This window comes from Rhodovulum sp. MB263, from assembly GCF_002073975.1.
Classification (GTDB): Bacteria; Pseudomonadota; Alphaproteobacteria; order Rhodobacterales; family Rhodobacteraceae; genus Rhodovulum.
On the sequence record NZ_CP020384.1, the window covers coordinates 3,337,000 to 3,358,664 of the forward strand.

The window sequence follows — 21,665 nt, forward strand, 5'->3', positions numbered from 1 at the left end:
ATCGGTTTCGTCCGATCCGCCGCATCTCCCCCGCATGATCCGGAGGCCACCATGCCGCCCCTTCTGCAACTCTCCAACATCGCCAAGAGCTTCGGCCCGGTGAGGGCGCTGCGCAATGTCTTCTTCGAGCTGCGCGCCGGCGAGATCCACGCGCTGGCCGGCGAGAACGGTGCCGGCAAGTCCACCACGATGAAGATCGTCGACGGCATCCTGCAACCGGATGCGGGCGAGATCCGTATCGACGGGGTGCGGCAGCGCATCCGCTCGCCGCTGGAGGCACAGGCCTTGGGCATCGGCTTCGTGCATCAGGAGATTGCGCTTTGCCCGGATGTGAGCGTGGCCGAGAACATCTTCATGAGCGCGACCGCCACGCGGCGGGGCCTGATGGATTTCGCCGCGCTGGAGCGCAAGGCACGGACGGTGCTGGCAGAGCTTTGCGACGTGGATCCAGCCGCCAAGGTGGGCGATCTGAGCATCTCGGACCAGCAGCTGGTCGAGATCGCCAAGGCGCTGACGCTGGACGCGCGCATCCTCATTCTCGACGAGCCGACCTCGGCCCTGACCGAGACCGAGACGGAAAAGCTGTTCCGCATCGTGCACCGGCTGCGCGAGCGGGGGCTTGGCATCATCCATATCTCGCACCGCATGGCCGAGATATTCGAGCATTGCGACCGCGTCACCGTGTTCCGGGACGGGGCCTATGTAACCTGCCTCGACATTCCGCAGACCACACCCCAGGAGGTGGTCAACAACATGGTCGGACGCGAGATTTCCCATCTTTACCCCGACAAGGCCAGCGCACCGCCGGGACGGGCGCTGCTCGAGGTCGAGGGCGTCAGCTGCGACGTGCTTCATGATGTGTCGCTGACCCTGCGCGAGGGCGAGATCCTCGGCATCGGCGGGCTGATCGGCTCGGGCCGGTCCGAGCTGGCCAAGGCGATCTGCGGGTTGCGCCGCTGCACCAAGACCGTGCGGCTGAAGGGCGAGCCGGTCGAGATCCCCGATTTCTCCGCCGCGCTGGAGCGGGGCATGGTCTACGTGTCCGAGGACCGCAAGGGCGAGGGTTTGTTCCTCGATCTGCCGATCTCGCAAAACGTGTCCTCGCTGCGCCTGTCGCAGGTGACGCGGGCGGGCCTTGTCGACCGCGCGGCGGAACTCGAGCAGGCGACGAGACTGGGCCGCAGGCTCCGGCTCAAGGCCGGCAGGCCCGAGGACCCGCCGAGCACGCTGTCGGGCGGCAACCAGCAGAAGGTGGCGCTGGCGCGGATGCTGTCGGTGAACCCGAAGGTGGTCTTCCTCGACGAGCCGACGCGCGGCGTCGATGTCGGCGCCAAATCCGAGATCCACGCCATCCTGCGCGAGCTGTGCGACCAGGGGGTCGGCGTCGTGGTGATCTCGTCCGAATTGCCCGAGCTGATCGGGCTCAGCGACCGCATCGTCGTCCTGCACGAGGGCGAGATGACCGGCGAGCTAGGCTCTGACGAGATGACCGAAGAGGCGATCATCCATCTTGCCTCGGGCCTGCATATTCAGGGAGACGCAGCATGAGCGAGACCAGCCTTTCCGTCGGCATGACCGAGACCCGCCGCAGCCCGGGGGCCCTGCGCAGGCTGGCGGGCATGCGCGAGATGGGATTGCTGTGCATCATTCTCGCGCTCTGCGTGGTGATGAGCTTTGCCAGCCCGTATTTCCTGACCTGGTCGAACTTCCGGACCATCTTCCTGAGCTTCTCGATCGAGGGGATCGTGGTCATCGGCATGACCTTGCTGCTGATCGTCGGCGGGCTCGACCTGTCGGTCGGCTCGGTGGTCTGCCTTGCGATGGTCGTCGCGGGCAAGCTGTTCCTGATGGGACTCGACCCCTGGCTTGCCTCGGCCGCGGGCGTCGCGGCGGCGGCGGCTGTCGGCGCGGCGATGGGGCTGTTCGTGGTGCGGGTCGGGCTGTCGCATTTCATAGCGTCGCTCGCGGCCATGGTGATCGTGCGGGGCCTGTGCCTGCTGATCACCAAGGGCACGCCGCTGTCGCTGTTCTCACTGCCGCCCGATTTCAAGTTCGTCGGGCAGGGCAGCCTGGGCGGGCTGCCGGTCGTGGTGGTGATCTTCGTTCTGCTGGCGGTCGTCTTCGACTTCCTGCTGCGCCGCTCGGCACGGTTCCGGACCATCATCTATACCGGCTCCAACGAGCAGGCCGCCGAATATTCGGGCATCCGCACCAAGCGCGTGATCTTCTGGGTGACGGTGCTGTGCTCGACCCTCACCGGCCTTGCGGGCGTGATCTTCATGGCGCGCTTCGGCTCGGCCACGCCGCAATTCGGCGTCGGCATGGAGCTGAACGTCATCGCGGCCGCGGTGATCGGGGGCGCCTCGCTGAAGGGCGGGCAGGGCTCGATCTTCGGCGCGGTGCTGGGGGTGGCGCTCCTGTCGCTGGTGACCTCCTCGCTGATCCTGCTCGATGTCAGCGTCTACATGCAGGACATGATCAAGGGCTGCATCCTGCTCGCGGCGGTCAGCTTCGACCACCTGATGAACAAGCGCGGCAAGCGGGGCTGATCATGGACCAGCTCCAGGACATCGCGCAGATACGCCGGATCTATACCGCGCTGACCCTGCATTACCTCGACGGGCTGACCCAGGCCCAGGTGGCGGAACGGATGGGACAGAGCCATTCCACCGTCAACCGGATGATCAAGGCCGGCCATGACATGGGCATGGTGGAGATCTCGATCCGCTCGCCCTTCCAGGACCATCTCGCGCTCGAACGCGAACTGGCCGAGCTGTCGGGCCTGCGCGAGGTGGTGATCGAGACCACCGCCGCAGGCAATCCCGAGGCCGTGCTGGCCCGGGTCGGCATCACCGCCGCCGAGCTGCTGGTCTCGAAGCTCAAGCCCGGGATGACCGTCTGCCTCACGGGCGGCAAGGGCGTCAGCGCCTGCGTCGCCGGGCTGCGCCAGGTGGTGCCGCTGCGCGGCATGACGGCGGTGCCCGCGACGGGCCTCGTGCAGGGCAAGCACTATACCGATGTGAACCACGCCGCCGCCACGCTGGCGCGCGCCTTCGGCGGCGAGGCGGTGCAAATGCTCTCGCCGATGTTCGCCGAGACCGAAGAGCAGCACCGGATGATCTGCGACATGAAGACGGTCTCGCGCGTGATGGAGGCCGCCCGGGCCGCCGACGTGGCCGTCGTGGGCATCGGCGGGCTGCGCGAGAAGGCGACATCCTATTTCGACCTGCACCGCGACGTGCCCGCCGAAGAAGAGGCGCTTTATGCCTCGGGCGCGGTGGCCGAGCTTCTGGCGCATGTGCTCGATGCGCAGGGCCGCGTCACCGATTACGTCCGCAACAGGCTGGTCGTGGCGATCTCGCCCTCGGATCTGGCCAGGGTGCCGGTCAGCATCGGCGTCGCGGCGGGCCAGGAGAAGGCCGAAGCCATCTGCGCCGTGGTGCGCGGCGGTTACATCAACACGCTCGTCACCGACGAGGCCACCGCCCGCTGCGTGCTGGCGCGCCTGAAGGAGGCTGCATGACCCTTTCCATCGTCCCCCCCCTGTCGCGGGCTGCGCGGCTCGATGCCATGGACGGCGCCGCGCCGAAGGTGCTGGTGATCGGCGGCGGCATCAACGGCGCCTCGGTCTACCGCGAACTGGCCCTGAACGGCGTGCCGGTGATGCTGGCCGAGAAATCGGATTTCTGCGCGGGGGCCTCCTCGGCGCTGAGCCGCATGGTCCATGGCGGGCTGCGCTATCTCGAGAACGGCGAGTTCGACCTGGTGCGCGAGGCGCTCGACGAGCGCAACCGCCTGTTGAAGAACGCGCCGCATCTGGTCGGCCCGCTGCGCACCATCGTGCCGATCGACAGCTGGGTCTCGGGCGCGCTCAATGCTCCCTTGCGGTTCCTCGGCCTCAGCAAGGCGCCGTCGCGGCGCGGCGCGCTGCCGGTCAAGCTGGGACTGTCCTTCTATGACATCTACACCCGCGGCAAGGGCGGGCTGCCGCCCCATGAATTCTGGTCCGCGAAGACGGCGACGGCGCGCTTTCCCTTCCGCCCCGGGCTGCGCTGTGCGGCCACCTATTACGACGGGCAGGTCAGCCATCCCGAGCGCGTGGTCACCGAGATCTTCGAGGATGTCGCGCGCGCCGGTTGCGACGCCGTGGCGCTCAATCATCTCGAGGTGACGAAGATCGGCCCCGAGGTCACGCTGGCCGACCGTATCGGCGGGCGCGAGATAACCCTTCGCCCCGAGATCGTGGTCAATGCCACCGGCGCCTGGATCGACCGCACCAATGCCCGCGCCGGGGCGACGGAGGACATGGTGCAGGGCACCAAGGGCGCGCATCTCGTGCTCGACCATCCCGAGCTTCGCGACATGCTCGGCGATGACATGGTCTATTACGAGAATGTCGACGGGCGCATCTGCATCATGTTCTGCCTGCACGGGATGGTGCTGATCGGCTCGACCGACATCAAGGTGCCCGATCCCGACAAGGTCCGCTGCGAGGCCGATGAGCAGGCCTATATCCTCGAGGGTCTGTCCTGGGTCTTTCCGGGCATGACCGTGCGGGCCGATCAGGTGCGGCATGTCTTCGCCGGGGTGCGGCCGCTCCCTGTCAGCGGCGCGGGCACCACCGGGCAGATCCCGCGCGGCCATTTCAACCGCTGGACCCAGGCCGGGCTCCCGATGCTCAGCATGATCGGCGGCAAATGGACCACCTTCCGCGCCTTCGGCGAGCTGGCGGCGGATGAGGTGATGGCCCGTCTGGGTCTGACGCGCCGCACCGGCACCGGGGATCTGCCGATCGGCGGTGGCGCCGGCTTCCCGGCCGATCCGGAGGCCTGGTGCAAAGAGGCGGCGGCGGCCTCGGGGCTTTCGCAGGCGCGCGTCGCGACGCTACTGACGCGCTACGGCACGCTGGCGGGTCCGCTGGCACAGAGCTTCGCCGGGGAACGGGAGCTGACCGGCCTGCCGGGCTATTCGGATGCCGAGATCGACTACCTGATCGCCCATGAACAGGTCGAGACGCTGGCCGATCTTGCGCTCCGCCGCATGGTGGTCGCGCTGGCGGGCGGGCTGGATGCGGCGGCGCTCGAGGCGCTGGCGGACCGGCTGGCCGCGGCCAGGGGCTGGACCCCGACCCGCCGCGAGGAGGAGTTGCACCGTTTCCGGGTGAGGCTGGCAACGGATCACGGGGCCGACCCCGAGCGGATCGGCCTGCATCGCAAAGGGGAGGTTGCGGCGCAATGACGGGATATCTCATCGGCGTGGATGCCGGGAACACGATGGTTAAGGCGGCGCTGTTCGATGCCGAGGGCAATACGCTTGCCGTCGCCTCGCGCGGGTCCGAGACGCTGCAACCGGCACCGGGCTTCGTGGAACGCGATCCCGAGGGGCTGTGGCAGGCCGCCAGCGGCGCGATCCGCGACTGCCTTGCGAAGGCCGGGATCGGCGGCGCCGAGGTGCTGGCCGTGGGGGCTGCGGGGCATGGCAACGGGCTCTATCTGCTCGATGCCGAAGGGTTCGGGCTGATCGGCATCCAGTCGATGGACAACCGCGCCGAGACGCTGGCCTCACAGATCGCGGCCGAACATGGCGACGAGATCCTGTCGCGTGCACAGTCGCGGCCTTGGCCCGCGATGACCCCGGTGCTCTTGCGCTGGATCGCCGAGAACCGCCCCGAGATCATGGCCCGTGCCCACAAGGCGCTGCTGTGCAAGGACGTGATCGTGCACGGGCTGACCGGACGCATGGGCTCGGAGGTGTCGGATCTTGCCGGGGCCGGGCTGCTGGCGCTGCCGGCGCTGGATTATGACGACGCGCTGCTGCGGCTCTATGGCATCGAGGGGCTGAAGCACATCCTGCCCGAACCCGCGCAAAGCGATGCGGTGGTCGGCCATGTCACCGCCGCTGCCGCCCGGGCCTCGGGCCTTGCCGAAGGCACCCCGGTGGTGGGCGGGCTCTTCGACGTGCTGGCCTCGACACTGGGCGCGGGCACCTCGCATGCCGGCGAGGCCTCGATCGTCGCGGGCAGCTGGTCTATCAACCAGGTCTTCGCCGAGCATCTGCCGGCAGAGCCGCGGGCCCTGCTTGCCAGCGTGCTGGGGCGTGACACCTGGGTCAGCTGCGAATGCTCGCCGACCTCGGCAGCCAATCTCGAATGGTTCGTGCAGACCTTCCTCGCGGATGAGGCGAAGGCCACCGGAGAGGATCCCTTCGCGCTCTGCAACCGGCTTGCGGTGGGATCCGATCCCGAAAAGGACCTGCCGGTCTTTCATCCCTTCCTCTATGCCGGGCCCGTGCCCGGGGCGCGCGGCGGCTTCAGCGCCATGGGCGCTTGGCACAGCCGCGGCGACATGGTGCGCGCGCTTTATGAAGGCGTCGCCTTCGGCCACCGCGCGCATTTCGAGATCCTCGACCCCGACCGCCGCTTCCGCTGCGCCACGCTGTCCGGCGGCGCGGCCAAATCCGAGCTCTGGGCGCAGATCTTCGCCGATGCGCTGGGCATGACGCTGCGCCTGTCCGACTGCGCCGAGACCGGCGCGCGGGGGGCTGCCATCGCCGCGGCCATCGGCGCCGGGCTCTTCGCGGATTTCAATGACGCGACGCAGGCGATGGCCCGGCATGTCGAGGAAATCACCCCCTGCCCGGCCGCCCAGGCGCAGCTGGACGCAAGATACCGGCGCTGGTGCGCCTACCGCGATGCACTCGGGGCGGCCTGGGCGCCGCCCAAGGTGCTTGGCTTCGACGCCAGACAGACACAGGAAAGGACATCACATGGCTGATCTCGACGACATCATCGACGGCAAGGATTTCGGGCTGACCACGCCTCCGAAGAACGAGCCCTTCTTCCTCAAGGGCGCGGGCGCCTATGACTGGGGCATGCAGAACCGGCTGGCGCGGATCTTCCGCCCCGATACCGGGCGCACGGTCATGCTGGCCTTCGACCACGGCTATTTCCAGGGGCCGACCACCGGGCTCGAACGGGTCGATCTGAACATCGCGCCGCTGTTCGAGCATGCCGATGTGCTGATGTGCACGCGGGGCATGCTGCGCACCACCGTGCCCGCATCGACCCGCAAGCCCATCGTGATGCGCGCGTCGGGCGGCAACTCGATCATGTCCGAGCTGTCGAACGAGACCATCGCCGTCGACATGGAGGACGCGCTGCGGATGAACGTCGCGGCAATGGCGGCGCAGGTCTATATCGGCGCGGAATTCGAGCATAAATCGATCACCAACATCATCAACCTGATCGACCGGGGCAACCGCGTCGGCATGCCGACCCTCGCGGTGACCGGCGTCGGCAAGGACATGGCCCGCGACGCGCGCTATTTCGGCCTTGCCACCCGCATCGCCGCCGAGATCGGTGCGCAATACGTGAAAAGCTACTATGTCGACGAGGGCTTCGAGAGGGTCTGCGCGGGCTGCCCGGTGCCCATCGTCATCGCCGGCGGCAAGAAGATCCCCGAGGCCGAGGCGCTCGAGGTGGCCTACAAGGCGATCGACCAGGGCGCGGCAGGCGTCGACATGGGCCGCAACATCTTCCGCGCCGGCGACCCGGTGGCGATGATCCAGGCGGTGAGCGCGGTGGTGCATGAGCTGCTTCCGGCGGCGCAGGCCTTCGAGATGTACAACGATCTCGCCACCCGCAAGGCGGCATGACGTCGATGACTGACGAGGCCGATACGCTGCTGGCGCAGCGGGTCGAAAGCTCCAGACAGCTCGGGGGAAACCCCGAGCTGGCGATGCATGGCGGCGGCAACACCTCGGTCAAGGTGATGCGCGAGGGCAGACGGGTGCTGCATGTCAAGGGATCGGGCTGGGATCTGGCGACGATGGAGCCGCAGGGGATGCCGGGGCTCTGGCTCGACCCGCTGTTCGCGGTGAAGGACGGCGCGCGGCTCAGCGATACCGAGATGGTGCGTTTCCTGCGCTCGCATCTGCTGGACACGTCCGCGCCCAATCCCTCGGTCGAGACATTGCTCCATGCCTACCTGCCCGCGCGCTTCGTCGATCACGGCCATGCCTCGGCGGTGCTGGCGCTGGCCAGCCGCCCCGAAGCCGAGCAGCGCGAGACTTTGCGCGCGCTCTTCGGCGACGGGCTGGTCTTCCTGCCCTACGTCTTCCCCGGCTTCGATCTGTCCATCGAGGGCGCCCGTGCCGCCGAAGCCCGGCCGCAGGCCTGGGGGATGTGGCTGGCGCAGCACGGGCTCTTCACCTGGGGCGATACGGCCGGGGAAAGCCTGACCCGCTTTCGCGATGCGGTGGCCGTCTGCGAGGCCCATCTTGCCGCGCGTGGCGCAGCCCTGATGCCGCCGACCCCGCGCAGGGGCAATGGGGTACTCGAGACGCTCATTCCCCAACTGCAGGCCGCGCTGCCCGACCTTGCCTTCACCGACCCGCGCGGTGCGGCCCCGCTGGCCGCGCTTTCCGGGCGGGAGGGCATGGCCGAGGTCGTCAGCCGGGGCACGGTCACGCCCGATCACGTCATCCGCATCAAGCCCTGGCCGCTGATCCTTGCGGAAGGGGTAGATGCCGCCGGTATCCGCACGGCGGTCGCCGGTTTCGGCGCGGCCTACGAGCGCTATTTCCACGAGCATTCGGACGGCACGCAGATCATGCTCGACACATTGCCACGGGTGGTCTTCGTGCCGGGCGCGGGCGTGATCGGTCTGGGACGCTCTGCCTCCGAGGCCCACATCAACGCCGATCTCGCCGAGCAAAACCTGCGCGTCGCGGCGTCGGCCGAGGCACTGGGCGGCTACCAGCCGCTGCCGCGTCCCGAACAGTTCCTGATCGAATACTGGGAACTCGAGCAGGCCAAGCTGCGCAAGTAGCGGGGGGCGTCATTACCCAAAGGGGAGAGCGGGAGTCGCTTCGGAACACCTGAGGCCCGGCCCGGAGACCTGCCGAGGCCCGCTCTCCCCCGCCATCGCAAGAAGACCGGCTCGGGCCATGATAAGACGCTCTCGCAGCTCGGGGCGCCGGGCATCCGTCAAGTACGACACGCGCAGTTACAAGCGGTGAAACCGGCTCGAGTTCATGTGCGGCAGACTTAAGGATTGGCGCCGCGCAGCGCCCCGGTACGACCGCTGCCACCAGGTCTTCCCCTCAATCATCGCTCTCGCCCCGGCCGCGCCTTCCTTCAGTATGCTGATGATCTCGTATCCAAGGACTTACACGGCCCCACTGGGGCCACGGTCCCATCCCAACTCGCTGATGAGCCGCTTCCGTTTCATGTGCCTTCCTCCTTCGTCGTCCAGTCGAAGGCGGAAAATTCAGGTTCGTAATCGCCCGGTTTCCTGGGGGGGGGGGTAGGTCTCTGCAACCAAATCAATTGGGTCAGACCCTACTCCATCGTGAAACTTTGAAACGGCGGACAATTACGGACATCGGCCCGGAATTTTTTCCAATAATTGAAACAGATGCACCACCGCAGAAACCGCCTCCTTGTCCGTAAAATGAATACAATCATGATTCGCCTTGATTGAAAATTTTGGTTGATGTAGCGTAAATTAAAATTGGAATCTATAGCCTCCCTTAGCATGTCTCTGAGGACGCTATGCTCACGAATTCAAATAAAATTATTAATCGCCTGGAGGGAAATATGCTAAGCAGATTGCTCCCCGACCGCGACACGCCCAATATTCCAAATATCTTTCTGCCTGTAGAGAGTGCCGGAATTGAAAATCTTGATGAATTGTTCGATTCCAGACATTTTTCTCGGCACGCATCACAGGCTGTTGATCAGTTGGCAATGCATTTGCGGGACGGGTCAATCCGCGGCTTGGCCTTGACCGACCCGGCAGGTATCCGCGCCGCGGCAACCCGCCTGACCCGTGGCGGGCAGACGACCGACATCACGGAACATGACCGTAAATTGGCGGAAATCGTCGAGCTTTATCTGCGGACCGGCATCCAGGTCTACTCGCCCGGCTACATGGGGCGGCAATTCTCCGGACCGTTCCCGGTGACCGCGGTGGTCGACATGGTCAGTGCAATTGCCACGCAGCCGGCCTCGTTTTACGAAGCAGGGGCTTTGCCCTGCGTCGTCGAGCGTGTCATGGGCGAGGAACTCAACAGTTTCCTGGGCTTTCCGAGCGATCGCTTCACGATGTTCACCACGTCGGGGGGGTCGCTTGCAAACCTCACCGCACTGCTCGCCGCGCGTGGTCGCCGCTATCCCCAAGCCTGGGGCGAAGGACTGGGCGGAACCGACCGTCGCCCGGCGATAGCCGTAAGTGGCGATGTTCATTACAGCATTACCCGCGCCGCCGGAATACTGGGGATCGGTGAAAATCAACTGGTGCGGCTTCCGCTCGACCCTGCGCGGCGGATCACCCCTACCGGTGCGAGAGAGGCGCTGGACGCAGCTGCAGCACGCGGGCTCGATGTCTTTTGCATTGTCGCCAATGCCGGCTCCACCTCGTTCGGCGCGATCGATCCCCTGGATGAGCTGGCAGACATCGCCGCGGAACGCGGGATCTGGCTGCATGTCGACGGGTCTCACGGTGGCAGCTTGATCGTGTCAGACCGGCTGCGGCCGCGTTTGGCCGGGCTGAGCCGCGCGGATTCCCTGACACTGGACGCTCACAAGACGATGTTCGTGCCGGCGGCCTGCACGCTTTTGTTCTACCGCGACCGGGACCAGGCGACGGCAGCCTTTCGGCAGGAGGCGAGCTACGTTTTCGAAAAGACTGCAGACGTTTATTCCGAATACGACTCTGCCGAACGGAATTTCGAATGCACCAAGCGGCCGATGATCATGTCGCTGTGGGTCCTCTGGGCGATGTATGGCCGCGCGCCCATTGCCGAAAAACTCGAAGTGCTTTGCGACATGACCCGCAGGGCGCATGGGATCTTGGCGGACGCCCCGGATTTTGTCCCCCTGCATTTTCCTGATACCAACATTCTGTGCTTTCGTTATGTGCCGGAGGAGCAGCTCGACCCAAAGGCCCTGGGCGCGTTGCAGACCGAAATTCGGGCACGCGTCCGGGAGCGCGGCCGCTTCTTCATTTCCAAGGTCGATATCGACGGCATGCCCGCCTTGAGGCTGGTTCTTATGAACCACCGTATTACCGCCGATCACATCCGGCAAATGCTGGACGAAGTCCGCACGGTTGCCCTGACCATCAGGGAAGAATTTCCGCAACCCGAGGAGATACGACCTTGAGCACCGACACCGCACTCCGCCCGGTCGCCGATGCAAATACCATCGCCGGGCTTATCGCCGCTGATGAGTTGCGCCCCGGCAGCCCGGCAGCCATTCGCGGCCTCGAAACGTTCCTGTCGAAAATCCGCCGGGCCGAGCAGCTGGCCGGACGGCGCTTTGCCGAGTTCTCTCCCGAATTGCAGGATGCTTTGATCCTGCGCCGGTTGCAGCAGATGATCGGGACCCTGCAGGGCAATCCGAGCTGGGCGGCGAGACTGGCAGCGGCCGGAATCACGGGCACGGTGCGGGATTTCGACCATTGGCAGTCGGTTCCTCTCGCCGACAAGACGGTGATGCGGGACTTATACATGGGAGAGCGCCGGGGGCTGGCCGTGCCACTGTCATTCGGCGGTTTCGAGATCGTCGCCAGCGGCGGCACCAGCAGCGGCCAACCGGTCGAGACCGTCTATTCGCTGCGCGAATTGCAGGATACCTACGAATTCGCCGGCGAGTTCATGGGCCGCTACCAGCTTGCGCCGTTTTTCGACGAGGACGCGCCCAAATGGGTCATGACGACTCTGGCCGACTACAATCTGTGGAGCAGCGGCACCATGGTGGGCGGGGTGCTCCAGAGGATCCCCGGCACCAACTACCTGGGGATCGGCCCGGTCACCAAGGATGTCTTCGGACATCTGATGCGTTACGTCGGCCCGAAAGCCTTCATGAGCATCACCGCCAGCGTCGCGGCATTGCCCGAACTGGGCGCGGAGCTGTCCGAGGACGCGCGCCGCTCGCTGCGGGTTGCGCTCTATGGCAGCGGCGTTCTGAACGCCCGCCACCGCGACGAGTTGAAGGCGGCCTATCCGAATGTCAGCATATTGAGCTATTTTGCGGCCACTCAGGCCGAAACCATCGCCCTGCAGCTTGATCCGGCTTCGCCCTGGCTGGCGACGGTGCCGGGGCTGCATCTGGTGGAAATCGTCGGTCCTGACGGGCGCTGGGTGAAGGAAGGCGAAGAGGGCGAGCTGGTCGTGACCCGTCTTCATGCCCATGAAACGCCGCTGCCGCGCCTGCTGATCGGCGATCGGGTGATCCGGCGGCCGGGCTTGACGGGAGCCGGACTGAACACGATGCAGTTCGAATATGTCGGCCGCAGCGGCGACGTCATCCATCTGGGCGACACACAGTTTTCCGCCAAGCGCGTGCTGGACGGGCTGGGTCACGGCCTGGCCGCCATCGGGATCGACCTGAACCGTGCCGCGCAGGACATGCAGTTCGTCAACGATCGCCGAAACCGGCGGCTTACGCTGCTTGTGGCCGTCGATGAGCCCGAGGCCGTCAACCGGCAGCTCGGTCTGATCGGTCCCCATGGCACCTATCAGATGTTCGGCGATGCGTTGATCCGCTCGCTGTCCCTGTTCAATCAAGGCGAGGCGAACTTCCACTATCTCGCCAAGACGGGCTACCGCCTCGAATTGCGCTTCGTGCCGCCGGGGGCTCCGGACATCACCCGTACCGCAGTCGGCAAGACGCCGCTGCTTTGCGACAAGCAACAGTGAGGAAGGACGCATGCAGCCGGTCAATATCCTGATGACGGTGGACTCGATCACCGCCCTGTCGCTCGGCACCCTGACGGGCAACCTCTACCTGACGGACGACGCCTGGTGCAGCCAGGGCAAGGGGACGGAAGCCCTGAAAACCGCCTGCCGACGCGGCCAGACAGTGAATTGGCGGGTGCTCGCGGTGGACGTCCAGAGCCCGGCGGTCATTGCCGACATCCGGTTTCTTGATGAGGCGGCAACGCTGGAGAACAGCATCGGTACGCCCGCCGATACGGCAATCGATCCGGACACGTCGCGTTATATACGCCCGTTCTGGCAGACCTGGAGCGGCATCATTCCCTGCAACCTTCAGCCCGGGCTGTATCACTACCACCTCGCCTTTCAGATCGGCGCCGGACCGAAGTCGGTCATGTTCACCACCAGCCCGGCGCTTCAGCTGACGGCCTGACAGGGAGAAAACCATGGGGCAACAACTTGGGATCCTCGTAATAGTCGACATTGCCGCGGCAATCGAGGCCAACGATCTGCGTGGGCATCTATGGCTGGTGGATAACGGGCGTTGGGCCGGTTCGACCGGGGAAGGAACCGGCAATCTTGCCACGGCTCTGGATGTCACCGACGCGGCGCTGGCGGGCGCTCCCATCCTCAACTGGCTTCAGGTGGGTGTCGGCTCGATTCCGGTGACGGTGTCACAGACTTTCTTCCTGCATGATGAGGATCGGAAAGCATTGGCGCAAACGCCGCTATTGGCAAAGCATGGCGGCCGGTTCCCGCTGCGGCTCCGCAACATTCTGGGCGAAGAAATCAATATCAGGAAGTCGCCTCGCGAGATGGCAGCGTCGACAGAGTCGACCCGCGCGCTGCCCCATGCCGGTCAGGGTTTTCTCGAACCCGGCCGGGCGCGCTTCCGGAGGACCCGCAAGAGCCGTGTCACCAGAACCGACGATCAGGATCTGATCCACTATCCCGCTCCCGTCATCGCGCGGATCGACGGCGAGGCGGTCGAGAAGAAGGTGATATTCCCGGCGCAATATGGCTCGCCGCAGCTGTTCTCCGACGGACTTTACTGGAGCGCCTCGGTCAACCCGACAATGCTGGGGGTGTATTGCTACACCATGTGGATAACCCTCTATTATGCGCGTCGCGACAAGGATGGTGAGGTCACCGATCATTCGGTCACCCTGCCGCACGACGCCTGGATCAGCGTGTCCACCGGTGCCATCCGCAGCGGATTTTCGAATTCCACTCTCGATATCATCCCGGCATGAGCCGGCGGCGCGAAGGAGAATGCCATGAGCGAAGTGGACAGCGCGACCGCGCGATCCGGACCGGATGCCGATACGAAGCGGGTCATTACCGTTATGGGGCTGCTCGACGTGGTCGGCGCTCTCTCGGAGGACGCCCTGGACAGCGACCTCTACCTGTTCGACAACAACGGGGCCGCGGGCTCGAGCGGACATGGGACGTCATGTCTGAAGACATGCGCCGATGCGGAGGATCTGGTGGTGTGGGAGGTCATGCCATTGGAATGCGAAGCCTTCGCACGGATCGACGACGTTCTGATCGATGAACAATACGCCCCCTATATCGACCTGGAAAGCGGCGTCTATGCCCCCACCAGTGTGGTGTATTGGGCCGCGCGCATCCTCAAGCCGTTGCCCCCCGAGGGGGTTCCCTACCGGCTGGCATTCCGGGTGGGAAGCCGCCCCGAGCCGCTGATCGCCGAAGCCAGCTCCTTCCTCGTCAGTCCGCCGGCCGAGCGGGCCGAGCTGGCGCCCGAGCCCGGGACGGAAATCGCCGACGCGGCCCCCGACGCAAAGCCCGCGCCAGCTCCCAAAGCTTCCGCGCCGAAGAAACCGTCTGCGACATCGGAGGCCGACGACGGCGACAGCTCGAAAGGAGCCAGGAAATGAAAAGGGGCAACTCGCTCAGAACGAATTCGCGGCCGCGGCAAATCGTACGCAACTCGCTCCAGGTGAATGTGATCGCCATCGTTGATGTGGCGCGCGCAATTTACAGCGAGACGCTCGACGATGCCGTGATCTTCGTCGATAACAGCGTGACCCCGGAAGGAAAACCCAGCCCCGGTCGCGGAACCACCGCCCTTAAGACGCAATGTCTTGAGGGGATGGTGATCAACTGGATCGTCTATCCCGTCGGTCCCTATGGCGTGCCGGCGCCAGTTTCGATCGCCGATATCACCTTCGATGAGCCGATCTGCCTCAAGCTGCAAAGCTACGGGGCGATTGTGACGGCGCATTCTCCCGATGTCATTCCGGGCGTGACCCCGAGCTATGACTATTGGGCCGGCATGGTCCGGCCCGAGGTCGAGCCGAATACCTACGGCTATCGCATCGAGTTTCAAATCGGTGCTCAGCGCATGGGGATCTCGACCCCCGCAGTGACAATTTCGACCATTCCGGCACCAGAGAAGGCGTCGGGTGAGCGCGGAAAGGCGCAATACATTCTGGGCTAGCCGATCCTTATTCGTTTTCCGATGCCGCTCCGGCACCCGCTTCGGCCGGAGGCACCTAGATGGAGGGATATGATGATGAGCAAGGCACTAATCCTGGTCGACGTGCAGAACGAATACTTCGCCGATGGCAAATTACCGCTTCCGGACATGGACGAAGCGCTGACGCATATCGAGGCGCTCCTGACGTGTTTCCGTTCGAGCCGGCTGCCGATATTCCATATTCAGCATTTCGGGTTAACCGAAGGCGGGCCATTCAGTCTCGGCTCGCCAGGTGCCGAACTGCATGACCGGGTGAAGCCCCGGCTGGGGATGCAGCCGCCAGAAATCGTCATTCCGAAATATTACACCAACGGCTTTCGCATGACCTGGCTGGCCGCGGCGCTTCAGGGCTCCGGGGTGACCGAAGTGGTGGTGGCCGGGGCGATGGTGCAAAACTGCATCGACGCAACGGTACGCGCCGCCGATGACTTCGGCTTCAAGGTCACGGTCGCCAGTGACGCCTGCGCTGCGGCGCCCGTCACCCTCAAGGACGGGCAGATCATCGAGGCCGCGACGGCACATGATGTCGTCCTCGCAGCCCTGAGCAATGTCGCAGATGTGCGACCGACGACAGAGGTGATCGCGCAGATCGAGCAAGAGCGCCAATATGCCGCCGATCATGTCCCATGGGGAGGTTGACCCGACGCCCAGTTCTCATTCGGCCAGACCTGGGCCTATTCCCTTGAAAAGCCCGCCTTGCCTGAAGGGCTGACCGCTGATTCAATCTGGTTGCGGCAGCTTGAGGTGAGCGGCGATGATGGGGGTCCGGCAGGAAGCGCAAGGCGCTCTGTTCTACGAGTTCTCGATCGAAGCGCACGTTCCGCCCGACCAAATGCTCCGACCGGTTGACCAGTTTGTCGATCTGGCCCGCACCTGGCGCCATTCTACAGTTCCACCGGACGGCCATCGGTCGATCCGGAACTGATGATCCGTATGCTACTGCTCGGTTACATTATGGGTATCCGGTCCGAGCGCCGCCTCTGCGAGGAGGTACATCTCAACCTCGCCTACCGCTGGTTCTGTCGCCTCGACCTGACCGTCCCGGTGCCGGATCACTCGACCTTCTTCAAGGACCGTCATGGCCGCTTCCGTGACAGCGACCTGTTGCGCCATCTGTTCGAGACCGTGGTGGCGCGTTGCCTCGCGGAGGGCCTGGCCGGCGGTCAGCGCCTCGCCGCGGATGCCAGTATCATCGCGGCCGACGCGAACCGGCAGAACTCGACGCCGAAGTCAGACTGGCAGCCGGGCAGCATCGACCCTGAAGAGGCGCCCCGGGCTGTCAGGGAATACCTGGAAACGCTCGATGACGCCGCCTTCGGTGCAGCGAGCCCGGTCGAGCCGAAGTTCACCTCGCATTCCGATCCGGCTTCGCAATGGACCGGGGCTCGGGGAGGTCCGGCCTACTTTGCCTATTCCACCAACTACCTGATCGACACCGACAACGGCGTGATCCTCGATGTGGAGGCCACCCGGTCGATCCGCCAGGCCGAGGTTGGGTCGGTGCGGACCATGATCGACCGGGTGAACGATACCTTCGACATCGCACCGGAACGGCTGATCGCAGATACCGCCTATGGCACCGGCGTCATGCTGGACTGGCTGGATCGGCAGCGCGGCATCGCACCCCATATCCCGGTAATCGACAAGTCAGGCCGTAGGAACGGGACATTCGAGCACGCCGACTTCGCCTATGACGTCGAGAGGGATGTCTACACCTGCCCGGGCGGCAAGGAGTTGAAGCAAAGCCGGCGGTCCTTCACGAAACCCCGGGAGAAGAAACCTGATGAGGATGGCATGCTTCGGCGCCGCGTCCGGCTGGGGGCTGATCGGTCCCCTTGCCGTTCGGCCGCCGCGACAGGGCCAGGGCATCGGCAGCGCGCTCATGGCCGAGACGATCCTTCGGTTGCGGGCGACCTGCAAAGGAGCGGCCCTGGTCGGGGATCCCGGGTATTATGGCCGGTTCGTTTTCAGGTCCTTTCCGCAATTGCGGGTGGGGAGCTGCCTACCCCGGTTCGTTCAGGCCCTGCCGTTCGATGCCCGAGACCCCAAAGGCGAGCTGATCCATCATTCCGCCTTCGGGTTGGAGCAACAGGGGTAACCCAAGACCGGACCGCGACTGTGCGGTCCGGGCATTTTTGTTTTGTCGATAACCGTGCGATGAGGGCTCGGTGCGGACCTGCGGCGGCGCAGCATGGCGCTTGAACGCCTGGCGCCACCCACACTTGGCCTCTCGCACCGCCCACATCGAGCGCGTTGTCGACGGTCAAAGCGGTCGGTCATCGGATCCTGCGCCCACGATGGTCATCCTCGGCCCTGAACGCTTCTTCCCCTCTCAAGGTAGGCCGCCTCCACTCGTCCCAACGCATCAGCCGCCGCAACTGCGAAACACCATTACGGCCAGGATCGCGCCGATTGAGCGGATCACCATCAGGGACGCCAAGAGCTACTGCGCCATCCTGATGGACGACAACAACCGTCGCCCGATCTGTCGGCCGTAGTTCAACTCTCCGACAACTAAGAACATTGGCCTATTCGACCGGCATTGTTGCAGAAAGGCGGCTTGAGGCGTGACTTCCCCTTTCCCTTTCAGGTTAAAGCCACGCGGACGCTCTCGGCGGTGGCGAGAGCGTTGAAGCGGTTGATGAATGAGCCATGTCGCGCCATTGGTCCGAGCGACAATGGCGAATGACGCGGATGTGGATTTCGGCGGTTTGGCGGTCTGGGTCTCTCGCGGCGAGGCGCTCTCCGAAGGACTTGAGGCCGAGCCGGTTCAGCGCCACCGGTTCGAGCGAACCGGCGAGGGCATCTTTGCCTCGGCGCGACTTCGAGCGTGGTATCCTGTCCACCGCTTCCAGAGCGCCCTGCCATAGTGACGCGTGGCGCGCAGGGTTTCGTTGCGGGGCGAGCCGATGATCGCCATTGGTCCGAAGGCAGAGGCGAGCGCGGCAGGGCAGTCCTCTTTCCATGGCCGGCCGTTTCTTCGGACCGGGATGATCGCCGTGGCGCCGCGCACGACAATGGCGCTGTGACAGCGTCGAGCCGTCCGCGGTCACGGTGCCGATGTCCTCGTCCGGAGGGATCCGGTCGGGCAAGTCCGGCAGGACGGGACTGTCGCCTTCCCGGCCGGGTGTGACCTCGACGGCGCGGATGTCCGGAGTGACGGTCTCCATGGCCAGATGCACCTTGCGCCATTGGCGGCGGCCCTGAACGCCATGCTTGCGGGCCTGCCATCGCGGTGGCGCCTATCTGGAACGAACCGTGCGAAGAGGGGACCCCGGCCGGGGCGGACCCGGGAGGTGGCATCACTCGGGATTTCCAGGAGGCGCGGGAGAGCGAGGCCGAGGACTGGATCATCGAGGCCCGCACGCTGGTTGCTGCCGTCAAGCGGGAGGGCTTGGCCGATGGCTGAACCACAGCGCCCCTACACCCCCCGACATGCTGGCTGAGCGATGGTTTACACGCGCTACTCGCCGAACCACCTGCGCCGCGCAGCCGATGTTCTGGACTTCACGAAGCTCCGCAAGGTTCACGGAACCTAGGCACACTTCGCAAAATCAACGCAAACCACTGGAAAGATGGTGGGTGATAAGAGATTCGAACTCCTGACATCTTCGATGTGAACGAAGCGCTCTACCACTGAGCTAATCACCCGTGGCGCGCTTGTTATCCGGACACGCCGGGCTTTGCAAGAGGGTCGGGGGAATTGCCCGCAGCTTTTTCCGGGCGCCTTGCAGGGCGCTGCCTCCCATCGACGGGCGCTCCGCCCGAAACGAAAAAGACGCGCCCGCAAGGGCGCGTCCCGGGTCACATGGCCGATGCCGGGCGGGACCGCGTCAATGCGCGACCTGCCCCGCGGTTTCGCCCCCCGAAGCCTTGGCGGCCGCCGCAGCGGCAGCCTCCTCGGCGGCCTCGTCCCATTCGATGGGCTCGGGCGCGCGCACCAGAGCGTGCGTCAGCACTTCGCGGACATGGGCGACGGGGATGATCGTCAGCCCCTCCTTCACATTGTCGGGGATCTCGCGCAGGTCCTTCTCGTTCTCTTCGGGAATGAGCACCGTCTTGATCCCGCCCCGGAGTGCGGCCAGCAGTTTCTCCTTGAGCCCGCCGATGGCCAGCACATTGCCACGCAGCGTCACCTCGCCGGTCATCGCGATATCCTTGCGGACCGGGATCTGGGTCAGCACCGAGACGATGGAGGTCACCATCGCCACCCCGGCCGAGGGACCATCCTTGGGCGTCGCGCCCTCGGGGACGTGGACGTGGATGTCGATCTTGTCGAAGCGCGGCGGCTTGAAGCCGATCTCGGGCGCGATCGAGCGGACATAGCTCGAGGCGGCGTCGATCGATTCCTTCATCACGTCGCCCAGCTTGCCGGTGGTCTTCATCCGGCCCTTGCCGGGCAGCTTGAGCGCCTCGATGGACAGAAGATCGCCCCCGACCGAGGTCCAGGCCAGCCCGGTCACGACGCCGATCTGATCTTCCTTCTCGGCCAGACCGTAGCGGAACTTCTTGACGCCCAGATAGTCCTCGAGGACGTCCGGCGTGATGGTGACCGTCTCGGTCTCCTTCTTGATCAGCTTGGTCACGGCCTTCCGGCCCAGCTTGGCGATCTCGCGCTCGAGGTTCCGCACCCCCGCCTCGCGGGTATAACGGCGGATGATCTCGGTCAGCGCCTCGGGCGTCAGCGCGAATTCCTTCGGCTTCAACCCGTGGTTCTTCATCTGCTTGGGCACGAGGTGACGTTCGGCGATCTCGCGTTTCTCGTCCTCGGTATAGCCTGCGAGGCTGATGATCTCCATCCGGTCCAGAAGCGGGCCCGGCATGTTGTAGCTATTGGCCGTGGTCAGGAACATCACGTTGGAGAGGTCATATTCGACCTCGAGATAGTGATCGACGAAGGTCGCATTCTGTTCCGGATCCAGCACCTCGAGCATGGCCGAGGCCGGATCGCCCCGGAAATCCTGCCCCATCTTGTCGATCTCGTCGAGCAGGATCAGCGGGTTGGTGGTCTTGGCCTTCTTCATCGCCTGGATGATCTTGCCGGGCATCGAGCCGATATAGGTCCGGCGGTGACCGCGGATCTCGGATTCGTCGCGCACGCCGCCAAGGCTGATGCGGATGAATTCGCGTCCCGTCGCCCGCGCCACCGACTTGCCCAGAGAGGTCTTGCCGACGCCGGGCGGACCCACGAGGCAGAGGATCGGGCCCTTGAGCTTCTGGCTGCGCTGCTGCACCGCCAGATATTCGACGATCCGCTCCTTGACCTTCTCAAGGCCGTAATGGTCGTTGTCCAGCACCTTCTCGGCCGCGCCAAGGTTCTTCTTGACCCGTGATTTGACGCCCCAGGGCAGCGTCAGGATCCAGTCGAGGTAGTTGCGCACCACCGTCGCCTCGGCCGACATCGGCGACATCGACTTCAGCTTCTTGACCTCGGCCGCGACCTTCTCGGAGGCCTCCTTCGACAGCTTGGTGCCCGCGATCCGCTCTTCGAGCTCGGCAATCTCGTTCTGGCCCTCGTCGCCATCGCCAAGCTCGCGCTGGATCGCCTTCATCTGTTCGTTGAGGTAATATTCGCGCTGGGTCCGCTCCATCTGCGACTTGACGCGGGTCTTGATCTTCTTCTCGACCTGCAGGACCGACATCTCGCCCTGCATCAGGCCATAGACCTTCTCAAGCCGCTGGGCCACGACCAGCGTTTCCAGCAGGTCCTGCTTCTGGGCGACCTCGACGCCCAGATGGCCTGCCACCAGATCGGCGAGCCTGGCCGGTTCGCGGGTATCCGCGACCGCCGAAAGCGCCTCTTCGGGGATGTTCTTCTTGACCTTGGCATAGCGCTCGAACTCGGTGCCGACCGAGCGCAAGAGCGCCTCGACCACTTCCTCGTCGCCCAGTTCCTCGGCCAGCGGCGCGCAGCTCGCCTCGAAGAAGGAGGGGTTGTCGATATAGTCGGTGATCCGGACCCGGGTCTTGCCCTCGACCAGCACCTTGACGGTGCCGTCAGGCAGTTTCAGCAATTGCAGCACATTGGCCAGCACGCCGGTCGGGTAGATGCCCTCGGTCGCAGGCTCGTCCATCGCCGGGTCGATCTGCGCGGAAAGCAGGATCTGCTTGTCGTCCTGCATCACCTCCTCGAGGGCGCGAACGGACTTCTCGCGGCCGACGAAGAGCGGCACGATCATGTGCGGGAAGACCACGATGTCGCGCAGCGGCAGGACGGGATAGGAGGGGCTCAGATGCTCGGGCATGGGGTATCCTTGTTTCGCTGGACGGCTACCGGCCCCGATCATCGGCAGCGCTCGGCCGTCCCCGGTATGGTCACTTTATTTGGGGCATTTCCTGACCGATTCAACATGCCGGCCTTCAACCGGCGCCGAGAATGCCCGGCCCGCGCGCCGCACGCAAGCGTGCAGACAGGCCGGGGCAAGGCAAAACCGGGCCAGGGTAA

General features: G+C 65.0%; 15 protein-coding genes, 1 tRNA gene and 3 pseudogenes. 16 read left to right on the forward strand and 3 right to left on the reverse strand.

Annotated elements, in window-relative coordinates; all coding sequences use genetic code 11:
* Nucleotides 1–51 precede the first annotated feature (51 nt).
* The 16 genes and pseudogenes from B5V46_RS15455 to B5V46_RS19910 all read left to right on the forward strand — a co-directional run.
* Nucleotides 52–1,548, forward strand: a complete 1,497-nt coding sequence (locus tag B5V46_RS15455; RefSeq protein WP_080617427.1) for a sugar ABC transporter ATP-binding protein — start codon at nt 52–54, stop codon at nt 1,546–1,548.
* Nucleotides 1,545–2,549 (forward strand): ABC transporter permease, encoded by a 1,005-nt coding sequence (locus B5V46_RS15460; RefSeq protein ID WP_080617428.1) that lies wholly within the window; start codon nt 1,545–1,547, stop codon nt 2,547–2,549. The genes B5V46_RS15455 and B5V46_RS15460 overlap by 4 nt, the downstream gene beginning before the upstream one ends.
* 2 nt (nt 2,550–2,551) lie before the next feature.
* Nucleotides 2,552–3,523, forward strand: coding sequence for a sugar-binding transcriptional regulator (locus B5V46_RS15465; protein ID WP_080617429.1), 972 nt, complete (start codon nt 2,552–2,554; stop codon nt 3,521–3,523).
* The gene (locus B5V46_RS15470; protein WP_231119149.1) at nt 3,520–5,238 is read left to right on the forward strand and encodes a glycerol-3-phosphate dehydrogenase/oxidase; all 1,719 of its coding nucleotides are present in this window, start codon (nt 3,520–3,522) and stop codon (nt 5,236–5,238) included. Before B5V46_RS15465 ends, B5V46_RS15470 begins: the two co-directional genes overlap by 4 nt.
* Nucleotides 5,235–6,773, forward strand: a complete 1,539-nt coding sequence (locus tag B5V46_RS15475; RefSeq protein ID WP_080617430.1) for an FGGY-family carbohydrate kinase — start codon at nt 5,235–5,237, stop codon at nt 6,771–6,773. Before B5V46_RS15470 ends, B5V46_RS15475 begins: the two co-directional genes overlap by 4 nt.
* Nucleotides 6,766–7,653 carry a 3-hydroxy-5-phosphonooxypentane-2,4-dione thiolase gene (gene lsrF, locus B5V46_RS15480; protein ID WP_080617431.1) on the forward strand — a complete coding sequence of 296 codons (888 nt, stop codon included), beginning with the start codon at nt 6,766–6,768 and terminating at the stop codon, nt 7,651–7,653. The genes B5V46_RS15475 and lsrF overlap by 8 nt, the downstream gene beginning before the upstream one ends.
* A complete protein-coding gene (locus B5V46_RS15485) occupies nt 7,650–8,828 on the forward strand; it encodes a class II aldolase/adducin family protein (protein WP_080617432.1) in 1,179 nt (392 codons plus the stop codon). Before lsrF ends, B5V46_RS15485 begins: the two co-directional genes overlap by 4 nt.
* Nucleotides 8,829–9,553: 725 nt before the next feature.
* Entirely contained in the window at nt 9,554–11,164 is a 1,611-nt protein-coding gene (locus tag B5V46_RS15490) for a pyridoxal-dependent decarboxylase (protein WP_155774089.1), read from the forward strand.
* Nucleotides 11,161–12,702, forward strand: a complete 1,542-nt coding sequence (locus B5V46_RS15495) for a hypothetical protein (RefSeq protein WP_080617434.1) — start codon at nt 11,161–11,163, stop codon at nt 12,700–12,702. Before B5V46_RS15490 ends, B5V46_RS15495 begins: the two co-directional genes overlap by 4 nt.
* Before the next feature lie 10 nt (nt 12,703–12,712).
* A complete protein-coding gene (locus B5V46_RS15500; protein WP_080617435.1) occupies nt 12,713–13,153 on the forward strand; it encodes a hypothetical protein in 441 nt (146 codons plus the stop codon).
* 13 nt (nt 13,154–13,166) lie between these two features.
* Nucleotides 13,167–13,973, forward strand: coding sequence for a hypothetical protein (locus B5V46_RS15505; protein ID WP_080617436.1), 807 nt, complete (start codon nt 13,167–13,169; stop codon nt 13,971–13,973).
* Between the two features lie 24 nt (nt 13,974–13,997).
* A complete protein-coding gene (locus B5V46_RS15510) occupies nt 13,998–14,618 on the forward strand; it encodes a hypothetical protein (RefSeq protein WP_080617437.1) in 621 nt (206 codons plus the stop codon).
* Nucleotides 14,615–15,181 carry a hypothetical protein gene (locus B5V46_RS15515; protein ID WP_080617438.1) on the forward strand — a complete coding sequence of 189 codons (567 nt, stop codon included), beginning with the start codon at nt 14,615–14,617 and terminating at the stop codon, nt 15,179–15,181. The genes B5V46_RS15510 and B5V46_RS15515 overlap by 4 nt, the downstream gene beginning before the upstream one ends.
* Before the next feature lie 69 nt (nt 15,182–15,250).
* Nucleotides 15,251–15,859, forward strand: coding sequence for a cysteine hydrolase family protein (locus B5V46_RS15520; protein ID WP_196774269.1), 609 nt, complete (start codon nt 15,251–15,253; stop codon nt 15,857–15,859).
* Nucleotides 15,860–15,974: 115 nt separating this feature from the next.
* A pseudogene (locus B5V46_RS15525) lies at nt 15,975–17,167 on the forward strand (transposase); the annotation flags it as partial.
* Nucleotides 17,076–17,318, forward strand: a pseudogene (locus tag B5V46_RS19910) (N-acetyltransferase); the annotation flags it as partial. The pseudogenes B5V46_RS15525 and B5V46_RS19910, both read left to right, overlap by 92 nt.
* 488 nt (nt 17,319–17,806) lie before the next feature.
* Here the strand turns inward: B5V46_RS19910 and B5V46_RS15535 are convergent.
* The 3 genes and pseudogenes from B5V46_RS15535 to lon all read right to left on the reverse strand — a co-directional run.
* A pseudogene (locus B5V46_RS15535) lies at nt 17,807–18,450 on the reverse strand (transposase); the annotation flags it as partial.
* 346 nt (nt 18,451–18,796) lie between these two features.
* Nucleotides 18,797–18,871: transfer RNA gene (locus B5V46_RS15540), tRNA-Val, on the reverse strand.
* Nucleotides 18,872–19,053: 182 nt separating this feature from the next.
* On the reverse strand, nt 19,054–21,465 hold the full coding sequence (gene lon, locus B5V46_RS15545; protein WP_080617441.1) for an endopeptidase La: 2,412 nt from the start codon (nt 21,463–21,465) through the stop codon (nt 19,054–19,056).
* Nucleotides 21,466–21,665 lie beyond the last annotated feature (200 nt).